The organism is Janthinobacterium breve (assembly GCF_051380895.1).
In the GTDB taxonomy this organism is placed as follows: domain Bacteria; phylum Pseudomonadota; class Gammaproteobacteria; order Burkholderiales; family Burkholderiaceae_D; genus Janthinobacterium.
Genome location: NZ_JBNYXY010000008.1, coordinates 30,799 through 55,693, shown reverse-complemented (window position 1 = coordinate 55,693; position 24,895 = coordinate 30,799). Strand labels below are relative to the sequence as shown.

The 24,895-nt window shown below is 61.9% G+C and carries 23 protein-coding genes; 16 read left to right on the top strand and 7 right to left on the bottom strand.

Annotated elements, in window-relative coordinates; all coding sequences use genetic code 11:
* The first annotated feature begins 120 nt into the window (after nucleotides 1-120).
* From ACQ4W0_RS16765 to ACQ4W0_RS16715, 11 genes are all read left to right on the top strand, one after another.
* On the top strand, nucleotides 121-3,333 hold the full coding sequence (locus ACQ4W0_RS16765) for a tetratricopeptide repeat protein (protein WP_436577765.1): 3,213 nt from the start codon (nucleotides 121-123) through the stop codon (nucleotides 3,331-3,333).
* Nucleotides 3,330-4,478 (top strand): dTDP-4-amino-4,6-dideoxy-D-glucose aminotransferase VioA, encoded by a 1,149-nt coding sequence (gene vioA, locus ACQ4W0_RS16760; protein ID WP_436577764.1) that lies wholly within the window; start codon nucleotides 3,330-3,332, stop codon nucleotides 4,476-4,478. The genes ACQ4W0_RS16765 and vioA overlap by 4 nt, the downstream gene beginning before the upstream one ends.
* Nucleotides 4,475-5,185 (top strand): WbqC family protein, encoded by a 711-nt coding sequence (locus ACQ4W0_RS16755; RefSeq protein WP_436577763.1) that lies wholly within the window; start codon nucleotides 4,475-4,477, stop codon nucleotides 5,183-5,185. Before vioA ends, ACQ4W0_RS16755 begins: the two co-directional genes overlap by 4 nt.
* A gap of 106 nt (nucleotides 5,186-5,291) precedes the next feature.
* On the top strand, nucleotides 5,292-6,281 hold the full coding sequence (locus ACQ4W0_RS16750) for a glycoside hydrolase family protein (RefSeq protein ID WP_436577762.1): 990 nt from the start codon (nucleotides 5,292-5,294) through the stop codon (nucleotides 6,279-6,281).
* Entirely contained in the window at nucleotides 6,278-7,249 is a 972-nt protein-coding gene (locus ACQ4W0_RS16745) for a glycoside hydrolase family protein (protein WP_436577761.1), read from the top strand. The genes ACQ4W0_RS16750 and ACQ4W0_RS16745 overlap by 4 nt, the downstream gene beginning before the upstream one ends.
* Nucleotides 7,249-7,701: a GNAT family N-acetyltransferase gene (locus tag ACQ4W0_RS16740; protein WP_436577760.1), complete on the top strand. Its 453-nt coding sequence runs from the start codon at nucleotides 7,249-7,251 to the stop codon at nucleotides 7,699-7,701. Before ACQ4W0_RS16745 ends, ACQ4W0_RS16740 begins: the two co-directional genes overlap by 1 nt.
* A gap of 10 nt (nucleotides 7,702-7,711) precedes the next feature.
* On the top strand, nucleotides 7,712-8,476 hold the full coding sequence (locus ACQ4W0_RS16735; RefSeq protein WP_436577759.1) for a class I SAM-dependent methyltransferase: 765 nt from the start codon (nucleotides 7,712-7,714) through the stop codon (nucleotides 8,474-8,476).
* A gap of 137 nt (nucleotides 8,477-8,613) precedes the next feature.
* Nucleotides 8,614-9,489 carry a flagellin N-terminal helical domain-containing protein gene (locus ACQ4W0_RS16730; RefSeq protein WP_436577758.1) on the top strand — a complete coding sequence of 292 codons (876 nt, stop codon included), beginning with the start codon at nucleotides 8,614-8,616 and terminating at the stop codon, nucleotides 9,487-9,489.
* Nucleotides 9,490-9,731: 242 nt separating this feature from the next.
* The gene (locus ACQ4W0_RS16725; protein WP_436577757.1) at nucleotides 9,732-10,604 is read left to right on the top strand and encodes a flagellin N-terminal helical domain-containing protein; all 873 of its coding nucleotides are present in this window, start codon (nucleotides 9,732-9,734) and stop codon (nucleotides 10,602-10,604) included.
* Between the two features lie 181 nt (nucleotides 10,605-10,785).
* Nucleotides 10,786-11,661 (top strand): flagellin N-terminal helical domain-containing protein, encoded by an 876-nt coding sequence (locus ACQ4W0_RS16720; RefSeq protein ID WP_436577756.1) that lies wholly within the window; start codon nucleotides 10,786-10,788, stop codon nucleotides 11,659-11,661.
* Nucleotides 11,662-11,718: 57 nt separating this feature from the next.
* The gene (locus ACQ4W0_RS16715) at nucleotides 11,719-12,819 is read left to right on the top strand and encodes a hypothetical protein (RefSeq protein WP_436577755.1); all 1,101 of its coding nucleotides are present in this window, start codon (nucleotides 11,719-11,721) and stop codon (nucleotides 12,817-12,819) included.
* 66 nt (nucleotides 12,820-12,885) lie between these two features.
* On the opposite strand, the gene ACQ4W0_RS16710 is transcribed toward ACQ4W0_RS16715, so the two are convergent.
* From ACQ4W0_RS16710 to ACQ4W0_RS16680, 7 genes are read right to left on the bottom strand one after another with little or no spacing between them, the layout of a single operon-like run.
* A complete protein-coding gene (locus ACQ4W0_RS16710) occupies nucleotides 12,886-14,973 on the bottom strand; it encodes a flagellar biosynthesis protein FlhA (protein ID WP_436577754.1) in 2,088 nt (695 codons plus the stop codon).
* Nucleotides 14,970-16,109 carry an EscU/YscU/HrcU family type III secretion system export apparatus switch protein gene (locus tag ACQ4W0_RS16705; protein WP_436577753.1) on the bottom strand — a complete coding sequence of 380 codons (1,140 nt, stop codon included), beginning with the start codon at nucleotides 16,107-16,109 and terminating at the stop codon, nucleotides 14,970-14,972. The genes ACQ4W0_RS16710 and ACQ4W0_RS16705 overlap by 4 nt, the downstream gene beginning before the upstream one ends.
* Entirely contained in the window at nucleotides 16,099-16,899 is an 801-nt protein-coding gene (locus ACQ4W0_RS16700; RefSeq protein ID WP_436577752.1) for a flagellar biosynthetic protein FliR, read from the bottom strand. The genes ACQ4W0_RS16705 and ACQ4W0_RS16700 overlap by 11 nt, the downstream gene beginning before the upstream one ends.
* A gap of 12 nt (nucleotides 16,900-16,911) precedes the next feature.
* Nucleotides 16,912-17,184 carry a flagellar biosynthetic protein FliQ gene (locus ACQ4W0_RS16695; protein WP_034757874.1) on the bottom strand — a complete coding sequence of 91 codons (273 nt, stop codon included), beginning with the start codon at nucleotides 17,182-17,184 and terminating at the stop codon, nucleotides 16,912-16,914.
* Between the two features lie 3 nt (nucleotides 17,185-17,187).
* A complete protein-coding gene (gene fliP, locus ACQ4W0_RS16690; protein ID WP_436577751.1) occupies nucleotides 17,188-17,958 on the bottom strand; it encodes a flagellar type III secretion system pore protein FliP in 771 nt (256 codons plus the stop codon).
* Complete coding sequence (locus ACQ4W0_RS16685) at nucleotides 17,955-18,320, bottom strand: FliM/FliN family flagellar motor switch protein (RefSeq protein WP_046684914.1); 366 nt, start codon at nucleotides 18,318-18,320, stop codon at nucleotides 17,955-17,957. The genes fliP and ACQ4W0_RS16685 overlap by 4 nt, the downstream gene beginning before the upstream one ends.
* A 1-nt stretch (nucleotide 18,321) precedes the next feature.
* Nucleotides 18,322-19,197 (bottom strand): FliM/FliN family flagellar motor switch protein, encoded by an 876-nt coding sequence (locus ACQ4W0_RS16680; RefSeq protein ID WP_436577750.1) that lies wholly within the window; start codon nucleotides 19,195-19,197, stop codon nucleotides 18,322-18,324.
* 550 nt (nucleotides 19,198-19,747) lie between these two features.
* On the opposite strand from ACQ4W0_RS16680, the gene fliE reads away from it, so the two are divergent.
* The 5 genes from fliE to fliI are packed head-to-tail and all read left to right on the top strand — an operon-like array spanning nucleotide 19,748 to nucleotide 24,888.
* On the top strand, nucleotides 19,748-20,086 hold the full coding sequence (gene fliE, locus ACQ4W0_RS16675) for a flagellar hook-basal body complex protein FliE (RefSeq protein WP_102122262.1): 339 nt from the start codon (nucleotides 19,748-19,750) through the stop codon (nucleotides 20,084-20,086).
* A gap of 60 nt (nucleotides 20,087-20,146) precedes the next feature.
* Complete coding sequence (fliF, locus tag ACQ4W0_RS16670; RefSeq protein ID WP_436577749.1) at nucleotides 20,147-21,877, top strand: flagellar basal-body MS-ring/collar protein FliF; 1,731 nt, start codon at nucleotides 20,147-20,149, stop codon at nucleotides 21,875-21,877.
* A complete protein-coding gene (locus tag ACQ4W0_RS16665) occupies nucleotides 21,855-22,895 on the top strand; it encodes a flagellar motor switch protein FliG (protein ID WP_436525675.1) in 1,041 nt (346 codons plus the stop codon). Before fliF ends, ACQ4W0_RS16665 begins: the two co-directional genes overlap by 23 nt.
* On the top strand, nucleotides 22,892-23,581 hold the full coding sequence (fliH, locus tag ACQ4W0_RS16660) for a flagellar assembly protein FliH (RefSeq protein ID WP_436577748.1): 690 nt from the start codon (nucleotides 22,892-22,894) through the stop codon (nucleotides 23,579-23,581). The genes ACQ4W0_RS16665 and fliH overlap by 4 nt, the downstream gene beginning before the upstream one ends.
* The gene (fliI, locus tag ACQ4W0_RS16655) at nucleotides 23,578-24,888 is read left to right on the top strand and encodes a flagellar protein export ATPase FliI (RefSeq protein ID WP_436577747.1); all 1,311 of its coding nucleotides are present in this window, start codon (nucleotides 23,578-23,580) and stop codon (nucleotides 24,886-24,888) included. Before fliH ends, fliI begins: the two co-directional genes overlap by 4 nt.
* The last annotated feature ends 7 nt before the right edge of the window (nucleotides 24,889-24,895 follow it).

The following is a 24,895-nucleotide window of genomic DNA, read 5'->3' as shown; positions in this document are numbered from 1 at the left end:
CAGCAACACCAAGTCTGCTTTGCGATAGCATTCCTGGATAAATTCCACCTGGAAAGTTTCTCAGAAGCACTTCCAGCAGTTACAATTCCCTCTGCTAAATATTTCACCTCCCGCTCGCCCATGAACGCAAACGCCCTTCCAGTAGTGCCCTTCGACGCCGAATTGCAGCAGGCAATCAGCGAACACCAGGCTGGCCGTTATGCCGAGGCGGAAGAGCTTTACCTGGCGATTTTGCAGGCACAGCCGTATCACGCGGTTGCCAACCACAATATGGGTTTATTGGCAGGACAGGTCGGGCAATACCAGGCGGGCTTGCCGTATCTGCACAAGGCGCTGTCGGTCAACCCCGACGAAGGCCAATTCTGGCTGTCGTATGCGGATGGCTTGCTCAAGGCGGGCGAACGCGAACAGGCGCTGGACATCGTCACGGCGGCCATCGCGCGCGGGCTCGATAACGAACAGTCGCAAGACTTGCGCGAGCGCATCGAATTGGCGATCGCTGCCATGCCGACAGCGCAGGAAACGCAGCAACTCATTGCGCTGTATCAAGCCGGCCACCATGCCGAACTGGAAGCGGCCAGCCGCGACTTGACGCAGCGCTACCCCGACTCGGACTTTGCCTGGAGCGTGCTGGGCACCGCGCTGCAACAGCAGGGCAAGGATGGACTGCACGCCTGGCAACGCACAGTGGAGCTGGCGCCGCACGACGCCGAAGCGTATGGCAACCTGGGCACCGCCTGCCACGCGCGCGGCATGCACGAGGAAGCCGTCGCCAGTTACACGCACGCGCTGCAGCTGAATCCGGACTTTGTCGAAGCATATGGCAACCTGGCCGTGACCTTGCAATCCTTGGGCCAGCTGGAGCAGGCCGAACAGGCTTACCGGCAGGCACTGGCGCTACGACCCGATTACGCCAAGGCCCACTTCAATCTTGGCAATACGTTAAAAGCCATGCAGCGCAATGACGACGCCATCGCCAGCTACAAGGCGGCGCTGGCTCTGCTGCCCGGCGACGCGGAAGTCTACCTCAATCTCGGCAACGCCCAGCAAGACCTGAAACAGTGGCAAGCCGCCATCTTCAGTTACCGCGCCGTGCTGCAGCTGGCGCCACATACCACCGCCGTGCATGCCAACCTGGCCAGCGCGCTGCATGAAGCGGGCGACTTCAAGGATGCAGCGGCCAGCTACCGGAGCGCCATCGAGGCGATGCCGAGCGAAGCCATGCTGCACAACAACCTGGCCCGCGCGTTGCAGTCGCAGGGCCACGTCGGCGAAGCCATCGCCGCCTATGAACAGGCACTGGCCATCGATGGCAACTTCGTGCAGGCGCTGAGCAGCCTGGGATTGCTGCAATGCCAGGAAAAAAATTATGCGCCCGCCATCGCCTTGTGCCAACGCGCGCAACTTCTGCAACCCGGCGATGCCCAGGCCTGCGCCCAGTTGGCCATCGTCTACGGCGCCGCCGGCGAGCAGGACAATGCGCTGCTGTACTTCCAGCGGGCGATCGACCTGGCGCCCGGTAGCGCCCTGGCCTATAACCAGCTGGGCGACTATTACAGCACCATCCGCCGCTATACCTCGGCCGTTGAAGCCTACACCGGCGCCACCGAGCGCGAACCGGACGACGACGATGTGCACAACAATCTTGGCGTGGTGCTGCAGGAACTGAAGCGCTACGACGAAGCCAATGCTGCCTATCTGCGCGCGCTGGAACTCAACCCGAAGAACGTCTCGGCCCTGTGCAACCTGGGTTCCGTATTTCAGGCGCAAAAAAAGTATGAGCAGGCGCGGACACACTACCAGGCAGCGCTAGCGCTCGATCCCATGTACGAGCGTGCCCACTTTGCGCTCGGCAACTGCCACGTGCTGACCAATGCACCGACTGAGGCGCTGGAATGCTATCGCGCGGCGCTGGCACTGAATCCCGACTACCGCGACGCCTATGTCAACATCAGCGCCACCCTGAGCAATGTCGGCCGCATCGACGAAGCCATCGAAACCTGCCGCGCCGGCCTGAAAGTGTGCCCGCTGTGGGAGACCCTGTTCAGCAACTACCTGTTCCTGCTGTCGCACAGCGCCAACCTCGATGCGGCCACCCTGTTTGCCGAGCATCTGCGCTTCAGCGACACGTTCGAGACGCATGTGGCGAAAAGTGCCAGGGAGCACGGCAATGCGCGCGACCCGCTGCGCACCCTGAAAGTGGGACTGGTATCGGGCGACCTGCACAACCATCCCGTGCCACATTTCATCATCCCGGTGCTGGAGAATATCCGCAGCGAAGCGGGACTGTCGCTGCATGCCTACCATAACAATGCGCAGGACGACCACGTCACGCAGCGCTTGCGCGAAGTCATCCCCCACTGGCGCCAAGTCGAGCAGATGACCGACTTCGAACTGGCGCAGCAGATCCGCGACGACGGCATTGACATCCTGATCGACCTGTCTGGCCACACGGGCAAGAACCGCCTGCTGCTCTTCGCCAGCAAGCCGGCCCCCATCCAGGCCAGCTGGATCGGCTATCCGCTGACGACGGGCCTGCGCGCCATGGATTATTACCTGACGGATGCATATTTCGCGCCGGACGGCATACTCGACAGTCAATTCACTGAAAAGCTGGTCCTGCTGCCGGCCTGCTCGCCGTTCCTGCCATCGGAATATGCACCCGGCATCCACCCTGCTCCCGCGCTGGCGAATGGCTACCTCACCTTCGGCAGCTTCAACCGCCTCAACAAGATCAACCGCCAGGTCATCGCGCGCTGGTCCATGCTGCTGCGCGCCATTCCGGACGCCCGCATGCTGATCGCGGCCATGCCCACTTCCGCGCCGCATCCGCTGCTCATGGGCTGGTTCGAGGAAGAAGGCATCGCGCCGGAACGCCTGACCTTCGAGGGCCGCACGGGCATGACGCAGTTCATGGCAATGCACCATCGCGTCGATATCTGCCTCGACACCTTCCCGTACGGTGGCGGCACGACGACCTTCCACGCGCTGTGGATGGGCGTACCCACCCTGACGACGGCTGGCGCCACCATGCCCAGCCGCGCCGGCACGTCGATCCTGCTGCAGGTAGGACTGGAAGAATTCATCGCCGAGGATGACGATGACTATGTGGGCAAGGCACAGGCCATGGCGGCCAACCCGATGCTGCTGGGCGCCTACCGCTACAGCATGCGCCACCGCCTGGAACAATCGGCCATGGGCAACCCCAAGCTGATCACGGAAGGCCTGGAAAACAGTCTGCGCATCATGTGGCAGCGCTGGTGCGAAGGCTTGCCACCCGTCTCGTTCGAGGCCCCCGTGGCCATCCCCAACCCGCTGATTGGACTCGCATGAGCACGCAAAACAAGAAACCCGTGTATGTCACACAGCCGCTGCTGCCTGACTTGCAGGACTTCATGCCCTATCTGGAAACCATCTGGAAAAACAAGATCCTGACGAATGGCGGCCCGTTCCACCAGCAACTCGAACAGGCATTGTGCGATTACCTGGGCGTGAAATACATCAGCCTGTTCGCCAATGGCACCCTGGCGCTGATGACGGCACTGCAGGCGCTGCGCATCAACGGCGAAGTCATCACCACGCCGTATTCGTTTGTCGCCACCGCACACTCCCTGCTGTGGAACAGCATCAAGCCCGTGTTCGTCGATATCGATCCGGACAGTCTGAACCTCGACCCGGCCAAGATCGAGGCCGCCATCACGCCGCAAACCACCGCCATCATGCCGGTGCACTGCTACGGCCGGCCGTGCGACGTCGCCGCCATCGAAAAGATCGCCGACAACTACAACCTCAAGGTGATCTATGACGCGGCACACGCGTTTGGCGTGCGCCACCAGGGTGGTAGCGTGCTCAACCATGGCGACCTGTCCGTCCTCAGCTTTCACGCCACGAAGGTCTTCAACACCTTCGAAGGCGGTGCCATCATCTCGCCGGACGCCAAAACCAAGCAGCGCATCGACCACCTGAAAAACTTCGGTTTTGTCGACGAAGTCACGGTGGTGGCGCCTGGCATCAACGGAAAGATGAGCGAAATCAACGCCGCCTTCGGCCTGCTGCAGCTGAAAAATATCGATGCGGCACTGGCGCAGCGCAAGGAAATCGATGCGCGCTACCGGCGCAATCTGGCGCCTGTGCGTGGCATCGACTGCCTGCAGCCGGCAATGGACGCCACCACCAATCACGCCTACTTCCCCATCCTCGTGCGGCCGGAATTTCCGCTGAGTCGCGACGCGCTGTTTGCCATACTGCGCGAAAACAATATCTATGCGCGGCGCTATTTCTACCCGCTCATCAGTGATTTCCCTATGTACCGCGGCATGCCATCGGCGGCGCCCGCCAACCTGCCCGTGGCCCGCAGAGCGGCGGAACAGGTGATTTGCCTGCCCCTCTACCCGACCCTGGAAACGGCGCAGATCGACGCCATCAGCAACCTGATCGCCATGCATGGGGCGCCAGCGGCGCTGCTGAAAACAGCATGAGAGTGGCCATCATGCAGCCGTATTTTCTGCCGTACATTGGCTATTACCAGCTGATCGCGGCGGCCGACCTGTTCATCGTGTACGACAACATCAAGTACACGAAGAAAGGCTGGATCAACCGCAACCGCATGCTGCTCAACGGGCAAGACGCGACCTTCAGCGTGCCGCTGAAAAACGGCTCGGATCAGCTGCACATCGGCGAGCGCGAGGTCTCGCCCCAGTTTGACGGGGAAAAGCTGCTGAACCAGTTGAAGGCGGCGTATGCGCGCGCGCCGCACTTCCAGGACATTTTCCCGCTGCTCGAAGCGGTGGTGCGCCACCCTGCCGCCAACCTGTTCGACTTCCTGCTGCACAGCCTGGAGGCGAGCTGCTGCCAACTGGGCATCAACACGCCGCTGGTGCGCTCATCCGGCATTGCCATCGATCATGCGCTCAAGAGCCAGGACAAGGTGCTGGCCCTGTGCCAGGCGGTGGGCGCGCAGCGCTACATCAATGCATCCGGCGGCCAGGAGCTGTACCAGGCGGAGGCCTTCCAGGCGCGCGGCATCGTCCTGGAATTCATCCAGCCGCGACCGGCAAGCTATGCGCAGTTCGGCGGCGAATTCGTGCCGTGGCTGTCGATCGTCGATGCCATGATGTTCAATGCCCCGCAAACATTGCAACTTGCCATCCGGAATCAGTATGATGTCATTCGTCCGCCTGCCTGACAGCGGCAGCGCGCAAGCATCAGCCCATGACGACCTCTAACCATGCCCGTGCAGGCATCCACGCCAGGCCAGCCGTGGACGCGCCCGGCGCAAGCAAGGAATAACAATGATTCAATCTCCCCCACGCGAAGCGCCCTTCCGCTGGAAAAAACTCGGCAAGGTATTCACTCCCCAGGCCGTCGAAGGACGGCCCTGGCTGAAGGAATTTGCGCAGGCGCCTGCCACGCTGGTGTTCGACGACTACGTGCGCGTGTACTTCTCTTGCCGCCCAAGCCCCGACGCACGGGGCCAGTACGTCAGCTATTCGGCCTTTGTCGACCTCGAACGCAGCGACCTGTTCAAGATACGCCAGGTCAGCGACCAGCCGATTCTCGCCCTGGGCGGCCTGGGCGAGTTTGATGAATTCGGCACCTATCCTGTCTCCGTGATCCGCGACGGCAGCCAGGTTCGTGCCTATTACGCGGGCTGGACGCGCTGCGAATCCGTGCCCTTCAACGTGGCCATCGGCGGCGCCGTGAGCGACGACGGCGGCATCACCTTCAACAAGCTGGGCAAAGGCCCCGTGCTGCCCTACACGCCCGACGAGCCATTCGTCCTCAGCGGGCCAAAGATTCGCCGTTTCGGCGATCTCTGGTACCTCTGGTATATCGCGGGCAGCAACTGGAAGATGGTCGATGGACGCGCCGAGCCTGTCTACAAGATCCGTATGGCCACCTCCAGCGATGGACTGCACTGGAACAAGGTCAACCGCAACCTGATCGACAGCCGCGTCGAGGTCGACGAGGCGCAAGCCAGCCCCGACGTGTTTTATGCGAATGATAAATACCATATGTTCTTTTGCTATCGCTACAGCGGCAATTACCGCGGCAAGGAATTTGGCTACCGCATCGGCTACGCTTCCAGCAGCAATCTGCTCGACTGGGTGCGCGACGACAGCAAGGCGGGCATCGACGTGGCCGAGGAAGGCTGGGATGCTGAAATGATCAGCTATCCGCATGTCTTCGAACTCGATGGCAGCATCTACATGGCTTACCTGGGCGATCAGGTGGGCCGCCACGGTTTCGGCCTGGCCGTATTGGAAGGAAAGCTAGCATGAGCAAGACCCTGCACTGGAAAAAGCTAGGCCATATCTTCGATCCCGCCGAACACCTCCTGCCAAATGGCTGCCAGCACTTCGCCCAGTCGCCGCAGGCGCTGGTCTTCGACGACTTCGTGCGCATCTATTTCTCGACCCGCGCGGTGGATCCCGTGAATGGCAAATACCTGAGCCATATCTCCTTTGTCGACATGCACAAGGACTTGCGCACCGTCATTGGGGTGGCGCAGCAGCCTGTTATCGCCCTGGGCGCCCTTGGCTGCTTCGATGAGCACGGCATTTTCCCCATGAGCGTCATGCGCCATGGCGACGCCGTCTATGGCTACACCTGCGGCTGGAACCGGCGCGTTTCCGTGTCCGTGGATACAGCCATCGGCCTGGCCATCAGCCATGACGATGGCCTCACGTTCGAACGCATTGGCCCCGGCCCCGTGCTGGGCCCGTCCCTGCACGAACCCTGCCTTGTGGGCGATGGCTTCGTCAAGCGCATCGGCGATGTGTTCCACATGTGGTACATCTTCGGTACGGGCTGGCGCCGCTATAGCGCCGACAGCGCGCCCGACCGCACCTACAAGATCGGCCATGCCGTCTCCAGCGATGGCATCGACTGGACCAAGGAAGAGGCACGCCAGATCATCAGCGACCGACTCGGCGCCGACGAAAGCCAGGCTTTGCCCACAGTGGTGACGATCGACGGGCGCCACCACATGTTCTTCTGCTACCGCCAATCGTCGGATTTCCGCGTTAACAGCGGGCGCGGCTACCGTATCGGCCATGCCTGGTCCGACGACCTGCTCAACTGGACGCGCGACGACGGGCAAGCTGCGCTGCACGGCACTGATGGCGCATGGGATAGCGATATGCAATGCTATCCGCACGTGTTCGAATGCGACGGCGCAGTCTACCTGCTCTACAACGGCAACGAGTTCGGCCGCCACGGCTTCGGCCTGGCCGTGCTGGAACACTGATGCCCGTGCTCGACTACCGACATGGGCAGGCGAGTGAAGACGCGCTGCTGGCGCACCTTCTGGCCTGCGATGCTGGTTTTTTGGACGCCTTACGTGCACGCACGGAGTTGAGCGCCTACGTAAGCAAGCTGCATGCGCGGGCACTTCGCTACGAGGCGTGGTCGGGTCCGCGCCTGGCGGGCTTGCTGGCCGCCTACCAACACGACGCGTCGGCAACCGTCCACATCAGCAATGTCAGCGTACTCAGCGACTTTTGGCGCCTGGGCATCGCGGGCCGGTTGCTGGGACTGTGCCTGGAACAGGCGCGCCGGGATGGCATGCGACACGCCGCCCTGGAAGTGGCCGGCGACAACCATGCCGCGCTCGCCCTGTATGGCGCAGCAGGGTTCCTGCCTGCCGGCCCGGCGGAAGGCAAGATGCTGCGCATGCAGCTACAACTATTTCACCGTTAGCGAGACCGCCATGACCAATACACGTGATTACAATCAAGAAATGATCGACAACCAGGCCAGGAAATATGCGTACGGCTTCGATTTCGATGTCATACATCCCTATATGCTGACGTCGTTCCAGCCTTTTTTCCGCCCTGGCAGCCTGCTCGAACTAGGCAGCTTCAAGGGCGACCTGACGCGGCGCCTGGCCAGCCACTTCGACGACATCACCTGCGTCGAGGCGTCCGAAGTGGCCGCCGCCGAGGCAGCCGCGAAACTGGGCAAGGCGGCGCAAATCATCGTCTCGAGCTTCGAACAGGCCGTCCTGCCGCGCAAATATGACAATATCGTGCTCACGCACGTGCTGGAACACATCGACGATCCCGTTGCGGTGCTCAAACGCATCAATGACGAATGGCTGGCCGACGGCGGCAGTTTTTTCCTCGTCTGCCCCAACGCGAACGCGCCGTCACGCCAGATCGCCGTCAAAATGGGCTTGATCAGCCACAATACGGCCGTCACGCCGGCCGAGGCCGAACATGGCCACCGCTGCACGTACACGCTCGATACCCTGGAACGCGATGCGCGTGCCGCTGGCCTGAACGTGGTGCACCGCTCCGGCATCTTCTTCAAGGCCCTGGCCAACTTCCAATGGGATCGCTTGCTGCAGACGGACATCATTTCTCCTGCGTACCTGGACGGCTGTTATCAATTAGGCCAGCAATATCCGGATTTATGCTCGAGTATTTTCCTGCTTTGCACGCGCGGAGCCATGGCGCCAGCACCAGCGGTTTGAGCCGTAGGAGATATCCGGAAAAAAAATAAATATATTTCCTCATTGCATTTAATAAGTGCCGTGACCCGGTCGTCTTGTACTGATAGGAGCAGCTAAAAGTCGCTCCCCAACGCAACCACCCAATTAGGAATGACACCATGCTGAGCCTTCACACCAACGCTGCCTCCCTGTCGGCACAAAATTCGATCACGAACACCCAATCCAAACTGTCGACTTCGATGACGCGCCTGAGCACCGGCTTCCGCATCAATTCGGCCATGGACGATGCTGCCGGCTTGCAAATCGCAACCCGCCTGAAAGCACAAACCAGCGGCATGACCGTTGCCATGAACAATACGCAAAACAGCACCTCGCTGCTGCAAACGGCTGAAGGCGCGTTCGCCGAAGTGACCAACATGCTGGTACGCATGAAAGACTTGGCAACCCAGGCAGCCGATGCTTCGTCGACCGCCAACGACAAGACCGCCATGCAAGCCGAGTACAATGCACTGGGCCAAGAGCTGTACAACGTCATGACCAACACCACATTCGGCGGCACCAAGCTGCTGGGCGATGGTTCGGCTGCTACGGCTGGCACTCTGTCGGCATCGATGACGTTCCAGATCGGCGCCAGCTCGACCGAGAAAATGAGCTTCGACGTTTCCAGCAACCTGACCTCGCTGAACGCCGCTCTGACGGGCCTAAGCACAAACTTCGCCGCGGCCGCATCGACCGGCGCCACGGAATTGACCGCCACCGCCAACGCCACCATCGGCCTGCTCGCTACCGCCATCGACAGCGTCAGCACCGTGCGTTCGGCACTGGGCGCGACGGCTAACCGTCTGGACCACGTCAACACCAACTTGTCGAACATCGCCACCAACACCAAAGCCGCTACCGGCCGCATCATGGACACCGACTTCGCCACCGAAAGCTCGAACATGACGTCGTCGCAAATGCTGCTGCAAGCTGGCACCGCGATGCTGAAACAAAGCAACAGCATGTCCTCGATGGTCATGTCCCTGCTGCAATAATATGGACTTGGCCGCTTGCGGCCAATCACTTGAAGCCAGACTCCGGTCTGGCTTTTTTTTCGTACCCACGCCATACCAACATGCCGCAAGACGGATCCGACGGACCGGCGGAGCAACAAATACCATTTATTTTTAAAAATTTCCTTATAGCATTTAATTAAGGTGGCGGCATGGTCGTCTTGTACTGGTAGGAGCAGCTAAAAGTCGCTCCTCAACGCAACCACCCAATTAGGAATGACACCATGCTGAGCCTTCACACCAACGCTGCCTCCCTGTCGGCACAAAATTCGATCACGAACACCCAATCCAAACTGTCGACTTCGATGACGCGCCTGAGCACCGGCTTCCGCATCAATTCGGCCATGGACGATGCTGCCGGCCTGCAAATCGCAACCCGCCTGAAAGCACAAACCAGCGGCATGACCGTTGCGATGAACAATACGCAAAACAGCACCTCGCTGCTGCAAACGGCTGAAGGCGCGTTCGCCGAAGTGACCAACATGCTGGTACGCATGAAAGACTTGGCAACCCAGGCAGCCGATGCCTCGTCGACTGCCAACGACAAGACCGCCATGCAAGCTGAATACAATGCACTGGGCCAGGAACTGTACAACGTCATGACCAACACCACGTTCGGCGGCACCAAGCTGCTGGGCAACGGCGCAGCCGGAAATGGCACGCTGTCGAGTTCGATGACGTTCCAGATCGGCGCCAGCTCGACCGAAAAGATGAGCTTTGACGTATCGGGCAATCTCTCCACCCTGAATACAGCACTGAGCGGCTTGAGCACGAACTTTTCGTCGGCAGGCACGACGACTTCGACGGAACTGACCGCCACCGCCAACGCCACCATCGGCCTGCTGGCGACCGCCATCGACAGCGTCAGCACCGTGCGTTCGGCACTGGGCGCGACGGCCAACCGTCTGGACCACGTCAACACCAACTTGTCGAACATCGCCACCAACACCAAAGCCGCTACCGGCCGCATCATGGACACCGACTTCGCTACCGAAAGCTCGAACATGACGTCGTCGCAAATGCTGCTGCAAGCTGGCACCGCGATGCTGAAACAAAGCAACAGCATGTCCTCGATGGTCATGTCCCTGCTGCAATAATATGGACTTGGCCGCTTGCGGCCAGCCCATCCAAGCCAGACTCCGGTCTGGCTTTTTTTTCGTCTGCGCCAGCATGCATTCCCGGCAAATTTAACTAAATTGCCATCACGTTTAACGATGTTGCCGGCATAGTCGCCTATACAAGGTAGAACACCAAATAATCGCCTACTGGAGCCGCCGCGTGCTGAGCATTCATACCAATACTGCCGCACTGTCAGCCCAGCGGGCCATGGGCTGGGCCCAGCAGCTGCTGTCGACCTCCATGACGCGCCTCTCCACGGGTTTTCGCATCAACTCGGCCATGGACGACGCGGCCGGGCTGCAGATCGCCACCAGGCTGAGCGCCCAGGCCAGCGGCATGGCAGTAGCCATGCGCAACACGCAAAACAGCACTTCGCTGCTGCAAACGGCAGAAGGCGCGTTTGGCGAAGTCACCGCCATGCTGGTGCGCATGAAGGACCTGGCCACGCAGGCAGCGGACGCCTCGTCGAACCAGAAAGACCGCGACGCCATGCAAGGCGAATACGATGCGCTGGGCGCCGAGCTGTATAACGTGATGACGAATACCCGCTATGGCGGCACTTTATTGCTGGGCAACGGCAGCGCCGGCAAGGGCACCTTGTCGCAAGCCATGACGTTCCAGATCGGCGCCAGCGGCAGCGAGACCATGCAATTCAACGTGGCGGGCGACATGGGCAACCTGGATGCGGCGCTGCAGGCGATCTCGGCCAATTTCGCGCCAGGCGCCACGCCGGGCAGCGAATTTACCAGCAACAGCAGCGCCAACGGCATGATCGACCTGCTGGCAGCGGCCATCGACAAGGTCGGCAGCGTGCGCTCGGCGCTGGGCTCCACGGCGAACCGGCTCGGACATGTCTACAATAACCTGTCCAACATGATCACCCACACCAAAACCGCCATCGGCCGCATCATGGATGTCGACTACGCGGCGGAAAGCGCCAACATGACGTCGGCGCAAATGTTGCTGCAGGCCAGTACTGCCATGCTCAAGCAAAGCCAGAGCATGAGCAAGCTGATTCTTTCTTTACTACAATAGTTTCTGGCGGGGCGAGATGGCGGATCTGATTAACACGTATCACCTGGAAGCAATGGCATGGCGATAGACCGCATTTCATCGGGTAATCCGGTACCCCTGATTACCCAGCGCTTCGACGTCAGCCCCGCGACGCCGATGGTGCCGGGCGTAGTGCAGCCGCTGGTGCCGATCGGTCCCTACATGGCGCCCGCGCCCGATGCCGGCACCCTGCCCGCGCAACTGCAGCAGCAGGGCCAGGACAGCCTGACAGCCCTCATCAAGCCCAACGCCGATGGCGCCGGCGGCGCCATGCCGCGCGACAGCAGCGCCATGCAGGTCAATCAACTGTTCTTCACGCGCCAGCTGGTCTGGCAGCCGCCCGACGCGGCGCAGCTGGCCGCCTCGTGGCGCGTGATGGTCAAGACGTATGGCGAGCACTATGCCGCCCTGCAGGAACAGGCGCGCGGCCAGCACGTGCCGGGCAATCTGTTCATGGCCGAGCAGCAACCGGCCCTGTTGCGCGAAGGTGCCCGTCCGCCTTTGAGCGTCGACAGCGAAGCGTGGCGCTTTGCCGTGTATGGCTGGGGCGGCCAACGCCTGCTGCTGCGCGTGCTGGCCAGCGACGAGGACGAAGAAGCAACACCCAGGCGGCGCGGCAAGGTGGCGCTGCGCGTCGAACTGATCATCATCGGTATCGGCCGGGTGGTGATCCAGATGGAACCGGCTGGCGACGGCGTGCTGCTGGAGCTGGCTGCCGACGAGGAAGCCGCCTTGCGCCACTTGCGCCTGGCCCTGCCCGAGATTGCCGGCGCCGTGCGGCGCGCAGGCCTGCGCGTGGTGCGCTGCCGCCTTAACCGCCAGTTGCATGCGCAGCGCGTGCACGGCAATTACCCGATGCAGGCGGGTGCCGCCTCGCTGTCCCTGCCCCTGTTCCGCGCCATGGCCGAAGTGGCACTGCTGCTGACGCAGCCGCCGGCGGAAGCGGCGGCCAATCCCGAGGAGCCCGCGGCTCCCCCGGCCGAAGCGGAAGAGGAAACCATCATCGCCTCGAAGGAAGTGGCGGCGCCGCTCGGTTATGACTATGGCGACGAGGAAGACACGGCGCAAGGCAGCAGCGTGCTGCTACTGGCCGACGGCCAGGAGCACGAGCTGCTGCCGCCCGTCGACGAGCAGGATTGATGCAACAGGATTGATACAGCATAAAAAAACGGCGCCCGATGCGCCGTTTTTTGTTTATTCCACCGTTTACCCCACCGTGCCGATGATGCTCACTTCGCGGTTTTCCGGAATTTCGTTATACGACAGCACATGCAGGCCCGGCGCGAACAGGCGCGCATAGCGGGCCAGCAGCGGACGGATCTGCGGCAGCACCAGCAGCAGCGGCGGCGTGGCTTGCTGCTTCATCTGCTCGCGCGCCACCGGCATGTTCACCTGCAGCTGCGACAGCAGATGCGGGTCGATCGGGTAATTATCCAGCGTCACCTTGCCCGACTGGCGCGCCTGGTTCAGCGAACCGAGCAGCATGTTTTCCAGCTCGCCACCCAGGTTAAACGCCTGCATTTCCATCTTCTGGCCAAACAGGCCGCTGACGATCTGGCGCCGCAGCGCACAGCGCACTTCGGCCGCCAGCAGGATCGGGTCCTTGGTCGTTTCCGAACTGTCGAGCAAGGTGGTGGCGATGGGCACGATATCTTTCAGAGACACGTTTTCTGCCAGCAAGACGCGGAACACGCGCAGCAGCTGCGTGTGCGTGAGCGCCTTGTCGAGCGCGCCGGCCAGCTTGGGCGACAGGGCCGTCAGGCGCTCCATCATGTTCGAGACATCTTCGTGGCGGAACAGTTCCGGCAAGTATTCGCGCACCATCTTCGACAAGTGCGTGGCGATCACGCTGGGCGCCTCGATGACCTGGTAGCCCAGGCCCAGCGCATGCGCCTTTTCACCGGGTTCGATCCAGGTGACGGGCATGCCGTAAGCCGGTTCGATGCCGGGAATGCCGTCGAGTTGGCCATACACGTTCGGCGACGGAATCGCCATCAGGCGGTCGGCCTGCACTTCCGCCTGCGCCACCACGGTGCCCGACAGCACGATGGCGTACTGCGACGGTTTCAGGGCCAGGTCGTCGCGCACGCCGATGTTCGGCAGCAGCAAGCCCATCGATTCGGACAGGCTCTGGCGCACGCCCTTGACGCGCTTGTTCAGCGGTTCACCCTGCGTTTTATCCACCATGCCCACCAATTTATAGCCGAGCATCACCATCAGCGGCTGCACGGCAGGCAATTGCTGCCACTCCAGCTCGGCAGGCTTGTCATCACGCAGTGCCGCCTCGATGGCGGCCATGCCAGCCGCATCTGGCCCCTTCACGCGCTTGGTCAGGCGCCAGGCAACAAAAGCCAGCACGCCGGCGAAGGTCATGAACATGAACCACGGCATGCCCGGAATCAAGGCCAGCGCCACCATCATGCCTGACGCGCTGAAGATCACCGTTGGCGACGTCAGTACCTGGCCCGCCACTTGCTGTTCGAAGTCGCCCGAATCGCTGATACGGGTCACCAGGATGGCGGCTGCCGCCGACAGCAGCAGCGCCGGGATCTGCGCCACCAGGCCATCACCGATGGTCAGCAGTGCGTATTGACGGAAAGCATCGCCGAACGACAGGTCGTGCATCAGCGAGCCGATGGCCACGCCGCCGACCATGTTGATGATCAGGATCAAGATACTGGCGACGGCATCGCCGCGCACGAACTTCGACGCGCCGTCCATGGCGCCATAGAAATCGGCTTCAGCGGCCACGTCCTTGCGGCGGATCTGGGCTTTTTCCTGGTTGATCAGGCCGGCGTTCAGGTCGGCATCGATGGCCATCTGCTTGCCTGGCAAGGCATCGAGGGTAAAGCGCGCGGAGACTTCCGAGATGCGCTCCGCGCCCTTGGTGACGACGGCAAAGTTGATGATCATCAAGATCACGAAGACCACGATACCGACGACGAAGTTACCACCGATCACCACGTTACCGAAAGCCTCGATCACTTTACCGGCCGCGTCCGCGCCCGTATGGCCGTGCAGCAACACCACGCGCGTGGATGCCACGTTCAACGTCAGCCTGAGCATGGTGGTGGCCAGGATCACCGTCGGGAAGACGGAGAAGTCGAGCGGCCGCTTGGCCGACACGCTGACCAGGATGACGATCAGAGCCAGCACGATATTGAAAGTGAACAAGATATCGAGCAGCACGGGCGGCAGCGGCAGGATGATCATCGCCAGGATCACCAGCAGGAACAGCGGCGTGGCGAACTTGTGGCGGCGCATTTCGGCAACCAACCGGTTCAGGAAATTCATGAAGGGACTACCTCGCTCAAATGAGATGGCACGGCCATCTCGGTGGGTAATACGGGCTGGGCAGCACGCTGCCCGGACCGGAATGCTTTCAGCTGCAGTATGTAGTTGAGCACCTGCGACACGGCCTGGTACAGCTGCACGGGAATCTGCTGCTGCACCTGGCTGGTGTTGTAGATGGCGCGCGCCAGCGGCGGCAACTCCAGCGTTTCAATATGGTGTTCCTTCGCCACTTGGCGGATATACAGCGCCATCTCGTCGACGCCCTTGGCAACGACAAACGGCGCCTCAGCGCGGTCTTGGTCATACTTCAATGCAACGGCGTAATGCTCGGGGTTGACGATCACCACGTCGGCGTCGGGCACGGTCTTGCGCACGCTGCGCCGACCGATCTGCTGCTGCAATTGGCGGATGCGCTGGCGCACTTCGGGCCGGCCTTCGCTGCTTTTATGTTCTTCCTTGACATCCTGCTTGCTCATGCGCTGGCTGCGGGCAAAGAAAAAGGCCTGCGCCGGCACGTCGATGATGGCAAACAGGACGAAGACGGAAATGAGGGCCATCAAGCCATCGAGCATCAGCGCGGAACCATCGAGCATGGCTTGCTGCAGTGGCCGGTGTTGCAAGTCCACGTACTGCGTCAGGCTGGAGCGGCTCACATGCACCAGCACCATTCCCAGCACGGCGGCCTTGGCGATGGACAAGCCGAATTCAAAACCATGCTTGGGCGCAAACAAACGACCGAGGTTCTTGGCCGGGCTCAGGCGCTCCATCTTCGGCATCCAGTTCTTCGTGCTGATGACCCAGCCGCCGGGGATCAAGGAGCCCAGCACCACGAACAGGGGCACGCAAAACAGCGGCACGATCATCTTGATCAGCAAGCCCACCGATGTGGTAAACGCCATCGACATGGCATTTTCCAGCGCGCCTTTGCTGTCGAGCGGCATGAAGGCCATGGCGAACAGTTCGCGAAAGCTCAGCAGATAGCCCGGCAGCAGGTAAATGAAGACCTTCATGCTGATCAGGATGCCCAGCGCCGTCGACAGGTCGCGCGAACGCACCACCTGCCCTTCCTGGCGCGACTTCTTCAGCTTTTGCTGTGACGCCTTTTCTGTCTTGTCGCCGGTGCTGCTATCCGCCATGGGCCACCCGCATCTGTTCGGTGATCATGTCGAGCACGCGGTTGGTCATGGCGATATAGTGCTCGGGGATAAAACGCACGATCTGCGCCAGCATCACCAGGCCGAACATGGTAATCATGGAAAAGCCCAGCGAAAACAGGTTCAGCGACGGCGCCACGCGGTTCAGGAAGCCAAAACCTAGTTGCACCACCATGGTGGAAAAGACGATGGGCAAGGCCAGCAGCATGGCGGCGGCGAAGATCCAGGCCACGTTATAGGCCACCGTCTGCAGCAGCAACGGTCCATAGCCCTGCCCCACGGGCCAGGCCGTGAAACTGGCGCCGATCACGCCCGCCAGCACCAGATGGCCGTCGATGGCAAAAAATACGATCATGCACATGATGGTGAGCAAACCCGTGATCACGTCCGACGAGGTGCCGTTGAGCGGATCGTTCATAACGGCCATGGAAAAACCCACCTGGCTCGACACCAGGTAACCGAGCACCGACATGACGGACATGGCAAAGTGGAAGGCCAGGCCGAGGACGAAGCCGATGATGGCCTGCTCCAGGGTGGCGACGACGGCGTGCAGGGAAAACGGATCGATCTTCAACAAGTCTTGCGACACGCCCGACGCCTGCATCACGGGCAGCATCAGGATCGCCAGCACCAGCGACAGCAGCACCCGCACGGGGACGGGCACCATGGCGTCGCCGATCACGGGCGAGGCGCTGAGCATGGCCAGGATGCGGCAGAACGGCCACCACACGGCCAGCATGAACGGCAGCACCTGATTGAAAATCTGATCCATGGGCGCGCGGCGCTATCCGACCAGGGTGGCCGCGCGCTGAAAAATGGACACGCAATAATCCATCAGGTAACCGGCCATCCAGCGTCCGGCCAGGATCAGCGCCAGCAGGGTGACCAGCAGGCGCGGCAGGAAACTCATGGTCTGTTCATTGATCGAGGTGGCCGCCTGCACCAGCGCGACCAACAGGCCCATGAGCAAACCTGGCACGACCAGGATCACCACCAGCAGCATGACGACATGCAGCGCTTCGATGATCAGGTCGACGGCGACTTCAGGGGTAAACATCGATCAATAGCCCTGTATGCTGGTAACTAAAGTGTTGACGGTCAGGGTCCAGCCGTCGACCAGGACGAACAGCAGCAGCTTGAACGGCAAGGAAATCACCAGCGGCGAGAGCATCATCATGCCCATGGCCATCAGCACGGACGCCACCACCAGATCGATGATGAGGAACGGTATGAACAGCATGCAGCCGATCTGGAACGCCGTCTTGAGTTCGGACAACACAAACGCCGCCAGCTTGACCGTGAAACTATGGTCTTGCGGGCGCATGGTCGACGGCTCGCCAGCCAGATGCGCGATCTGCGCCAGCGCGGCCTTGCTCGTCTGCGCCAGCATGAAGCGCGAAATCGGCACTTCGGCGATCTTCAGCGCTTCCTGCATGCCGATCTGGTCGCGGTCGTAGGGCACGAACGCGTCTTTCCACACCTGATCGCCGATGGGGCGCATGACCAGCAAGGTGAGAATCAGGGCGATGCCCGTGACGATGCGGTTGGGCAAGCCCTGCTGCAGGCCCAGGGCCTGGCGCAGCAGGGACAGCACGATGACGAAACGGGTAAAGCTGGTCATCATCATGACCATCACGGGCAGCAGCCCGAGCAGGGTCATGACGACGAGGATCTGCATCTTCACCGACAGCTCGGTCTTCGCGCCCGGCAGCACGCCGGACAGCAAATCCTGCGCCCCGGCGGCGCTGCAGCACAGCATCAGAACGGGGACAGCCAGCGCGGCAGCCAGCGCGCCGCGGCGCCGGCTCAAACCGGGTACCGCCAGCTTCATGCTGTCATCAGGTCGAGATTGAGGCCGTCGAGGTCGATGACTTTCAGGCCATAGTTCTCGCCGGCCACCACCACTTCGGCACGGCCGATCGGCGTGCCGTTGACCTTGATCACCAGCGGCTCGCCAGCCAGCATGTCGAGTTCGATCACGCTTTCCGGGCCGATGGCCATCAATTCTTCCAGCGAAATGCGGGCCGAACCCACTTCCAGTGTCAGGGTGACGGGAATCTTGCGCATCATCTGCGGAATGTCGCGGCGCGCGCGGGTGCTGGCCACATCGGACACGTCGCCCTGGTCGATGATCATGTCATCGCCCAGGTCTTCCAGCAGGGTTTCGCTCTGGTTGGTATCGGTCATATTCATATTATTCGACATCTTCAAATGAGGTTAAACAGAGCTTGCCCTTGTGTTCGGAAACAGCCGCTGTAAATAAACGGGAATCGTCGAGCATCACGTCGGTGCGGCTCAGGCTGACGGGAATCACGTCACCCACGCGCAGGTCGAACAAGGCGCCCAGCTGCACCTGCTTGCTGACCAGCCGGCCTTCCAGGGTCACTTGCAGGCGCGAAGCGAGCGGGCGCACGCTGCGCAGCGCCTTCTTCGCCTGCGCGCGCTCGGGCAGCAGGCCGCGCAGCACGTCGGCCATCAGGCGCTTGTCCAGCGAGAACCAGAAGTGACCGCTCTGCCCCGCTTCGACGTCGCTGAGCGCCACGCTGACGATCCAGCTGCCGCGCGGCGGGTGCACGCCGGACTGCACGGCGACCTCGGCACTGGTGTCGATGTCGCTGCTTTTGCCCAGCGTTTGCAGGTTCTTGTGGATGCGGGCGAACAAACTGTTCACCAACTGTTGTCCCAGCACCACAGCGAGGCGCTCTTCCGTGGCCGTCACGCGCACCTGCGCCGGATCGGGCAGCGCACCCTTGGCGCCGGCACTACCGTAGCGGTAGTTCAGTACGCTCAAAAGTATTTGCCGTTCGAGCGTAAAGCCCGTCTGGCCGGCCGGCGTGGAAAAACTCAGCCAGCGATTCACGCTGTCCTCGTTTTCCACGCGCGACAACGTCACGCCATCGATCTGGAAATTACCCCAGTAGCGACGGCTCATCGGTTGGCGCAGGGCCACGGCCAGGTCGTCGCGCAGCTGGGCGCCGAATACATGCAGCAAATGGACAGGACGTCCAAGCAGACAGGAATCGAGGACTTGATGGCGCACAGTTTGATCTGTCTTGGTAATGATTGTCATGTAGTGGTCATGTCGGTATTGCGGTGGCAGAACAAATTATACGGATCGCCCGAAATTAAATACAGCATCATCTTGGCCTTGCCGGCAGGCCTGCAAGCAAACGATTGCGCATCGTATCGCATGCTAGATGACTACGGTGCTGAACAATACATGAAAAAGCTAAATATTGCCATGTATCAATATTCCTTGAGGCAATCCTCTCTTTACTTTATAGTTGCCCCGAGGTAAGCTTATAGCGACAAAATAGTGATTTGCAGTGCGCCATTCCGCTTACCTGATTCCGGTTTTTATGGCAGTTTTCAGTCCTTCTTATTGCCAACAGCAGAAACTTTTATCAGATAAATATTAGTTGTCATGGCCATGTAAATCATTCGGCGTGGGTTTGCTGAGTTTGTTTGAGTCTGCTTGAGCGGATGGTGTGGCAACTGATAAAACTGATGGGCCCTGCGGATCGGGCCGGGCAGGATGGCATTCACATGCATTACTGCCGGATTGGCAACACCAGTAATTCTGATTGATACGTCACCGCATATTGAAAGTAGAGGGCAAGATGAGCAACGAACTCGCAGGTCTGATCAAGGCCGATCTGGCAGCACTGAGCAATGACGCGCACGCCCTGGGCGCCAGCATCGCACCCGCCGCCCAATTCGGCGCGCCGGAACAATCCGGCTTCTCCTTCGCGCAAAGCATGCAAGACGCCATCGGCAAGGTGAATGGCGACGACCGCATGGCCGCGCAGAAAATGAGCGACGTCGACAGTGGCAAGAGTGACGACATGGTCGGCGCCATGCTGGCCAGCCAGGAAGCAAGCCTGTCCTTCTCCATGTTGATGCAAGTGCGCAACAAGGTCATGGGCGCCGTCGATGAGCTCATCAAACTGCCTCTGTAATCTTCACGTCCTGATCCACGCCCAGCCTCCCAGCGAAAGTTACCCCAAGTGATTACCCCCATGAAGTCCGCATTTGCGCGCTGGCGCCTTGGTGCCCAGCCCGCCATCCCGCCCGCCCTGCTGAAAAACCTGGTTCCCATCGTCGTGCTGGCCATCGGCATCACCGCCATGGTGACCATGTATGCCTGGCGCGATCAGGCCAACTACAAGCCGGTGTTTGGCGCGCGCGAAAAAGTGGCCGTGACGGACATGATGGCCACCCTGGACGCCGAGCACATCCCCTACCGTTTGCACCCGGACAGCGGCCAGGTGCTGGTGCCCGATGCCATGCTGGGCAAGGTGCGCATGCTGCTCGCCTCGAAAGGCGTGACGGCGCAGCTGCCGGCCGGCCTGGAACTGATGGACAAGAATGACCCGCTGGGCGTATCGCAATTCGTGCAGGACGTGCGCTTCCGCCGCGGCCTGGAAGGCGAGTTGGCGCAAAGCATCATGACGATGGACTCGATCGCTTCGGCGCGCGTCCATTTGTCGATTGCCAAGTCGACCTCGTTTGTCGCCAGCGACGGCGACAAATCGTCCGCCTCCGTGGTGGTGGCGCTGAAACCGGGCCGCACGCTGGCGCCGGAACAGATCGCCGCCGTCATCAACATGGTGGCCGGCAGCGTCGCCAGCCTGGCGCCGACGCGCGTGAGCCTGGTCGACCAGGGCGGCAACCTGCTGTCCTCGCACGTCGACCTGACGGACGGCTTCGACGCCTCGGCCGCCGGCAATGAAGGTGCGAAACGCTTCCAGGATGAGATCCGCCGCAACGTCACGGGCTTGCTGGGACCCGTCATCGGCGAAGACAACTTCAAACTCAGCGTGACGGCCGCCGTGAACAACGACCGCGTGGACGAAACGCTGGAAAAATACGGCGAAGCCCCGAAAGTGACGAGCGAAGCGATGCGCGAAGAGCAGGAACGCAACCGCACCGTGGCCGGCATTCCCGGCAGCCTGTCGAACCGCCCGCCAGCGGCCGCCGTGCCCGCACCGGCCGACGCCACAGGCGCCGCGCCGGCCGATGGCGCGCCGAAGCCGTCCGACGATGGCACGGCCCGCAAGAACGCCACCACGCGCCAGTACGCGTATGACCGCAGCATCACGCAGATCAAGCGCAGCCGTGGCCGCCTGGAAAAACTCAGCGTGGCCGTCGTGCTCAACAGCGCCGCAGCACCGAATCCGAAAACAGGCTGGACCCCTGCCGAACTGGGCAATATTGAAAAAATGCTGAGCAGCGGCCTGGGCATCAACGCCCAGCGCGGCGACAGCCTGAGCCTGACGGCGCTGACCTTCCCTGCCAAGCCGCCCGTGGCGCAGTGGTGGGAAGAGCGCGACACCGTCGTCGATTTCAGCAGCTGGCTGCTGTACGCCCTGGGCGCCGTGCTCGGCTACTTCCTGATCCTGCGTCCACTGATGCGCCTGCTGACCACGCGTCTGGCGCCACCGGCACTGAAACAGCTCGATCCTGCCCTGGCACTGGGCGGCAGCAGCGCCGCCGGCGCGAATGGCGCAGCGGCCGCCGGCGCGCCTGCTCTGGGCGTGAATGGCAGCCCGCTGGCGCTCGAAGGCGAGACCGGCGCTGGCAGCATGCCGGTCGTGCCTCTGCTGGAAAACTATGACTTGCCGCCACCAGGCTCGGCGGTTGACGTGATGGTCGACCACCTGAAAGTGCTGGCTGAAAAAGAACCCGAGCGTGTCGCCGAAGTCGTCAAACAATGGATGCAGAAAAATGGCCGAACTCAACAACAATAATCCCTCCGACGGCGCTGAGTACGAAAGCGTCAGCCTGAATCCCGTGGAGCAAGCTGCCATCGTGCTGCTGAGCATAGGCGAAGAGCAGGCAGCCAACGTGCTGCGCTGCCTGTCGCGCGAAGAATTGCTGGAAGTCACGCAAGTGATGTCGCGCATGAGCGGCATCAAGGTCGAATCCGTGAAAACGGCCATGCAGACCTTCTTCGACGACTACCGCCAGCAAAGCGGCGTGCATGGCGCCTCGCGCAGCTACCTGAAGCGCTCGCTGGACATGGCGCTGGGCAGCGATATCGCAAATAGCGTGCTGAACAACATTTACGGCGACGCCATCCGCCCGAAAATGGCGCGCCTGCAGTGGGCCTCGCCAAAATGGCTGGCCGAATACATCGTCAACGAGCACGTGCAGATGCAAGCCGTGTTCCTGGCCTTTTTGCCGCCCGCGCTGGCCGGGCAGATCCTTGACGCCCTGCCCGTCGAAGGCCGCGACCTGGTCTTGCTGAACCTGGCGCGCCTGGACGAGATCGACCGCGACCTGCTGGTCGAGCTCGACGAACTGGTGGGCCGCTGCCTGGGTACGCTCGACACGCAAAGCACCAGCGTGGAAGGCATCCGCCAGGCCGCCGAGATTCTCAACCGCATGCCGGGCAACCGCGCCGCGCTGGTTGAACTGCTGCGCGCGCACGACCCGGACGTGGTCTCGGAAATCGAACTGAGCATGTACGACTTCCTGATCCTGTCCACGCAGAGCGATGTCACGCTCACGCGCATCCTGGAAGACGTGCCGATGGAACAGTGGGCCATCGCCCTGAAGGGCGCGGAACCGTCGATCCGCGACGCCGTGCTGAAAACCATGCCGCGCCGCCAGGCACAAAGCTTCGAAGACATGATGCGCCGTTCCGGCCCCGTGCCTTTGAGCCGTATCGAACAGACGCGCCAGGAAATCATGGCCACCGTCAAGGGCCTCGCCGATGCGGGCGAGATCGAAGTGCAACTGTTTGCTGAAGCGGTGATCGAATGAAACACTTCCGCTCGTATCGTTTCCCGCCCCTGTCGCAATTCATCGCCGCCGGCCAGCGCGCCTCCAACGAGGATACGGATGGCCAGTGGCAGGCATCCGTCTCGGAAGGTTTCGAGCAAGGCCAGCGCGACGGCTACGAAGTGGGCCTGGTGCAAGGCCAGCAGGATGGCTACGACACCGGACGCGACGATGGCATGGCGCAGGGCCGCGAAGAAGGCCGCAATGAAACCCTGGTGGCGCTGGACCGCCTGGCGCGCCCCGTCGACGCCATCCTGCGCGACCTGAAAAAAGTACGCGCCGATTACCGCGAAGCGCAGCGCAAGGAAGTGGTCGACCTGGTGGCCAAGGTGGCGCGCCAGGTGATCCGCGCCGAACTGGCGCTGCAACCGGTGCAATTGCTGGCCCTGGTCGACGAGACCCTGGCCTCGATGCCGCCCACGCGCGAAGAAATCGACGTCTTCCTCAATCCGGAAGAACTCAAACGCATCAGCGAACTCGATCCGAAGCGCGCCAAGCGCTGGAATCTGATCGCCGACGCCAGGCTCGACGCGGGCGAATGCCGCATCAAGGCGGGCGACAATGAAGTCGACGCGGGCTGCCACCAGCGCCTGTCGGCCTGCATGGAACAGGTCAGCAGCCATCTGGCGCTGGCCGCCGAACACGCTGACCAGGGCGCGCCTGCATGATCGCCGACACGCTGCGCAGTTTCGAGATCGGCGACATCCCGGTCGCGACGCCCACCGGCCGCCTGGTCGGCGCGTCCGGCCTGCTGCTGGAAAGCGCCGGCTGCCGCCTGCACACGGGCCAGCGTTGTCAAATTGAAACTGTGAGCGGCGAGTGGCTCGATGCGCAAGTCGTCGGTTTCCGCGAAAAGCTGTCTTACCTGATGCCGTTCAAGAAGGCCACGGGCCTGACCACCGGCGCGCGCGTACTGCCCCTGCCCGACAAGGCCAGCCTGCAGATCGGCCCGTCGTGGCTGGGCCGCATGGTGAATGGCCTGGGCGAGCCGATCGATGACCTGGGCCGCCTCGGTGGCGAGCACATCCTGGAAGTCACGCCGCCGAAAATCAATCCCCTGAAGAAACAACCCGTCATCGAACCGCTGGACGTGGGCGTGCGGGCGATCAACAGCATGCTGACCCTGGGCAAGGGCCAGCGCGTGGGCCTGATGGCCGGTTCCGGCGTGGGGAAAAGCGTGCTGCTGGGCCTGATCACGCGCCAGACGGTGGCCGATGTCGTCGTCGTCGGCCTGATCGGCGAACGGGGCCGCGAAGTGCGCGAATTCGTCGAAAAGTCGCTGGGCGCCGAAGGCTTGAAAAAGGCCGTGCTGGTGATCGCGCCCGCCGACGAGTCGCCCTTGATGCGCATCATGGCCACCGAACTGTGCCACTCGATTGCCGCGCATTACCGCGACCAGGGCAAGCACGTGCTGCTGCTGGTCGACTCGCTGACGCGCTATGCGATGGCCTTGCGTGAAGTGGCGCTGGCCCTGGGCGAACCGCCGGCCACGCGCGGCTATCCGCCGTCCGTGTTTTCGAACCTGCCGCAACTGGTGGAGAGCGCCGGCAATGGCGCCCACCCGGAAGGCAGCATGAGCGCCATCTACACGGTGCTGGCCGAAGGCGACGACCAGCAAGACCCGGTGGTCGACACGGCGCGCGCGATTCTCGACGGCCACATCGTGCTCACGCGCGAACTGGCCGAGCGGGGCCACTACCCCGCCATCGACATCGCCGCCTCGATCAGCCGCTGCATGGCGCAAGTGATCACGCCAGAGCACATGCAGGCGGCGCGCGCGCTGAAAGCGTCGATGGCGCGCCATGCCCGCGTGCGCGACCTGATCCCGCTGGGCGCCTACGTGCCGGGCGCCGACCCGATCACCGACCGCGCCGTACAGCTGCACGCGCCCATCGAAGCCTTCCTGTGCCAGGGCACCAAGGAAGAGGCGCCGATGGGGCCGTGCATCGAACAACTTGAACAGATCATGGCCTAGGAGCATT

Bases quoted from the DNA above. Each gene is read 5' to 3' on its own strand.
- fliI (WP_436577747.1), top strand. From the start codon at position 23,578: ATGATCGCCGACACGCTGCGCAGTTTCGAGATCGGCGACATCCCGGTC.
- ACQ4W0_RS16710 (WP_436577754.1), bottom strand. From the start codon at position 14,973: ATGAATTTCCTGAACCGGTTGGTTGCCGAAATGCGCCGCCACAAGTTC.
- ACQ4W0_RS16680 (WP_436577750.1), bottom strand. From the start codon at position 19,197: ATGACAATCATTACCAAGACAGATCAAACTGTGCGCCATCAAGTCCTC.
- fliF (WP_436577749.1), top strand. From the start codon at position 20,147: ATGAAGTCCGCATTTGCGCGCTGGCGCCTTGGTGCCCAGCCCGCCATC.
- ACQ4W0_RS16665 (WP_436525675.1), top strand. From the start codon at position 21,855: ATGGCCGAACTCAACAACAATAATCCCTCCGACGGCGCTGAGTACGAA.
- fliE (WP_102122262.1), top strand. From the start codon at position 19,748: ATGAGCAACGAACTCGCAGGTCTGATCAAGGCCGATCTGGCAGCACTG.
- ACQ4W0_RS16735 (WP_436577759.1), top strand. From the start codon at position 7,712: ATGACCAATACACGTGATTACAATCAAGAAATGATCGACAACCAGGCC.
- fliP (WP_436577751.1), bottom strand. From the start codon at position 17,958: ATGAAGCTGGCGGTACCCGGTTTGAGCCGGCGCCGCGGCGCGCTGGCT.
- ACQ4W0_RS16715 (WP_436577755.1), top strand. From the start codon at position 11,719: ATGGCGATAGACCGCATTTCATCGGGTAATCCGGTACCCCTGATTACC.
- ACQ4W0_RS16705 (WP_436577753.1), bottom strand. From the start codon at position 16,109: ATGGCGGATAGCAGCACCGGCGACAAGACAGAAAAGGCGTCACAGCAA.
- ACQ4W0_RS16685 (WP_046684914.1), bottom strand. From the start codon at position 18,320: ATGAATATGACCGATACCAACCAGAGCGAAACCCTGCTGGAAGACCTG.
- ACQ4W0_RS16695 (WP_034757874.1), bottom strand. From the start codon at position 17,184: ATGTTTACCCCTGAAGTCGCCGTCGACCTGATCATCGAAGCGCTGCAT.
- ACQ4W0_RS16725 (WP_436577757.1), top strand. From the start codon at position 9,732: ATGCTGAGCCTTCACACCAACGCTGCCTCCCTGTCGGCACAAAATTCG.
- ACQ4W0_RS16765 (WP_436577765.1), top strand. From the start codon at position 121: ATGAACGCAAACGCCCTTCCAGTAGTGCCCTTCGACGCCGAATTGCAG.
- vioA (WP_436577764.1), top strand. From the start codon at position 3,330: ATGAGCACGCAAAACAAGAAACCCGTGTATGTCACACAGCCGCTGCTG.
- ACQ4W0_RS16745 (WP_436577761.1), top strand. From the start codon at position 6,278: ATGAGCAAGACCCTGCACTGGAAAAAGCTAGGCCATATCTTCGATCCC.
- ACQ4W0_RS16740 (WP_436577760.1), top strand. From the start codon at position 7,249: ATGCCCGTGCTCGACTACCGACATGGGCAGGCGAGTGAAGACGCGCTG.
- ACQ4W0_RS16755 (WP_436577763.1), top strand. From the start codon at position 4,475: ATGAGAGTGGCCATCATGCAGCCGTATTTTCTGCCGTACATTGGCTAT.
- ACQ4W0_RS16730 (WP_436577758.1), top strand. From the start codon at position 8,614: ATGCTGAGCCTTCACACCAACGCTGCCTCCCTGTCGGCACAAAATTCG.
- ACQ4W0_RS16700 (WP_436577752.1), bottom strand. From the start codon at position 16,899: ATGGATCAGATTTTCAATCAGGTGCTGCCGTTCATGCTGGCCGTGTGG.
- ACQ4W0_RS16750 (WP_436577762.1), top strand. From the start codon at position 5,292: ATGATTCAATCTCCCCCACGCGAAGCGCCCTTCCGCTGGAAAAAACTC.
- fliH (WP_436577748.1), top strand. From the start codon at position 22,892: ATGAAACACTTCCGCTCGTATCGTTTCCCGCCCCTGTCGCAATTCATC.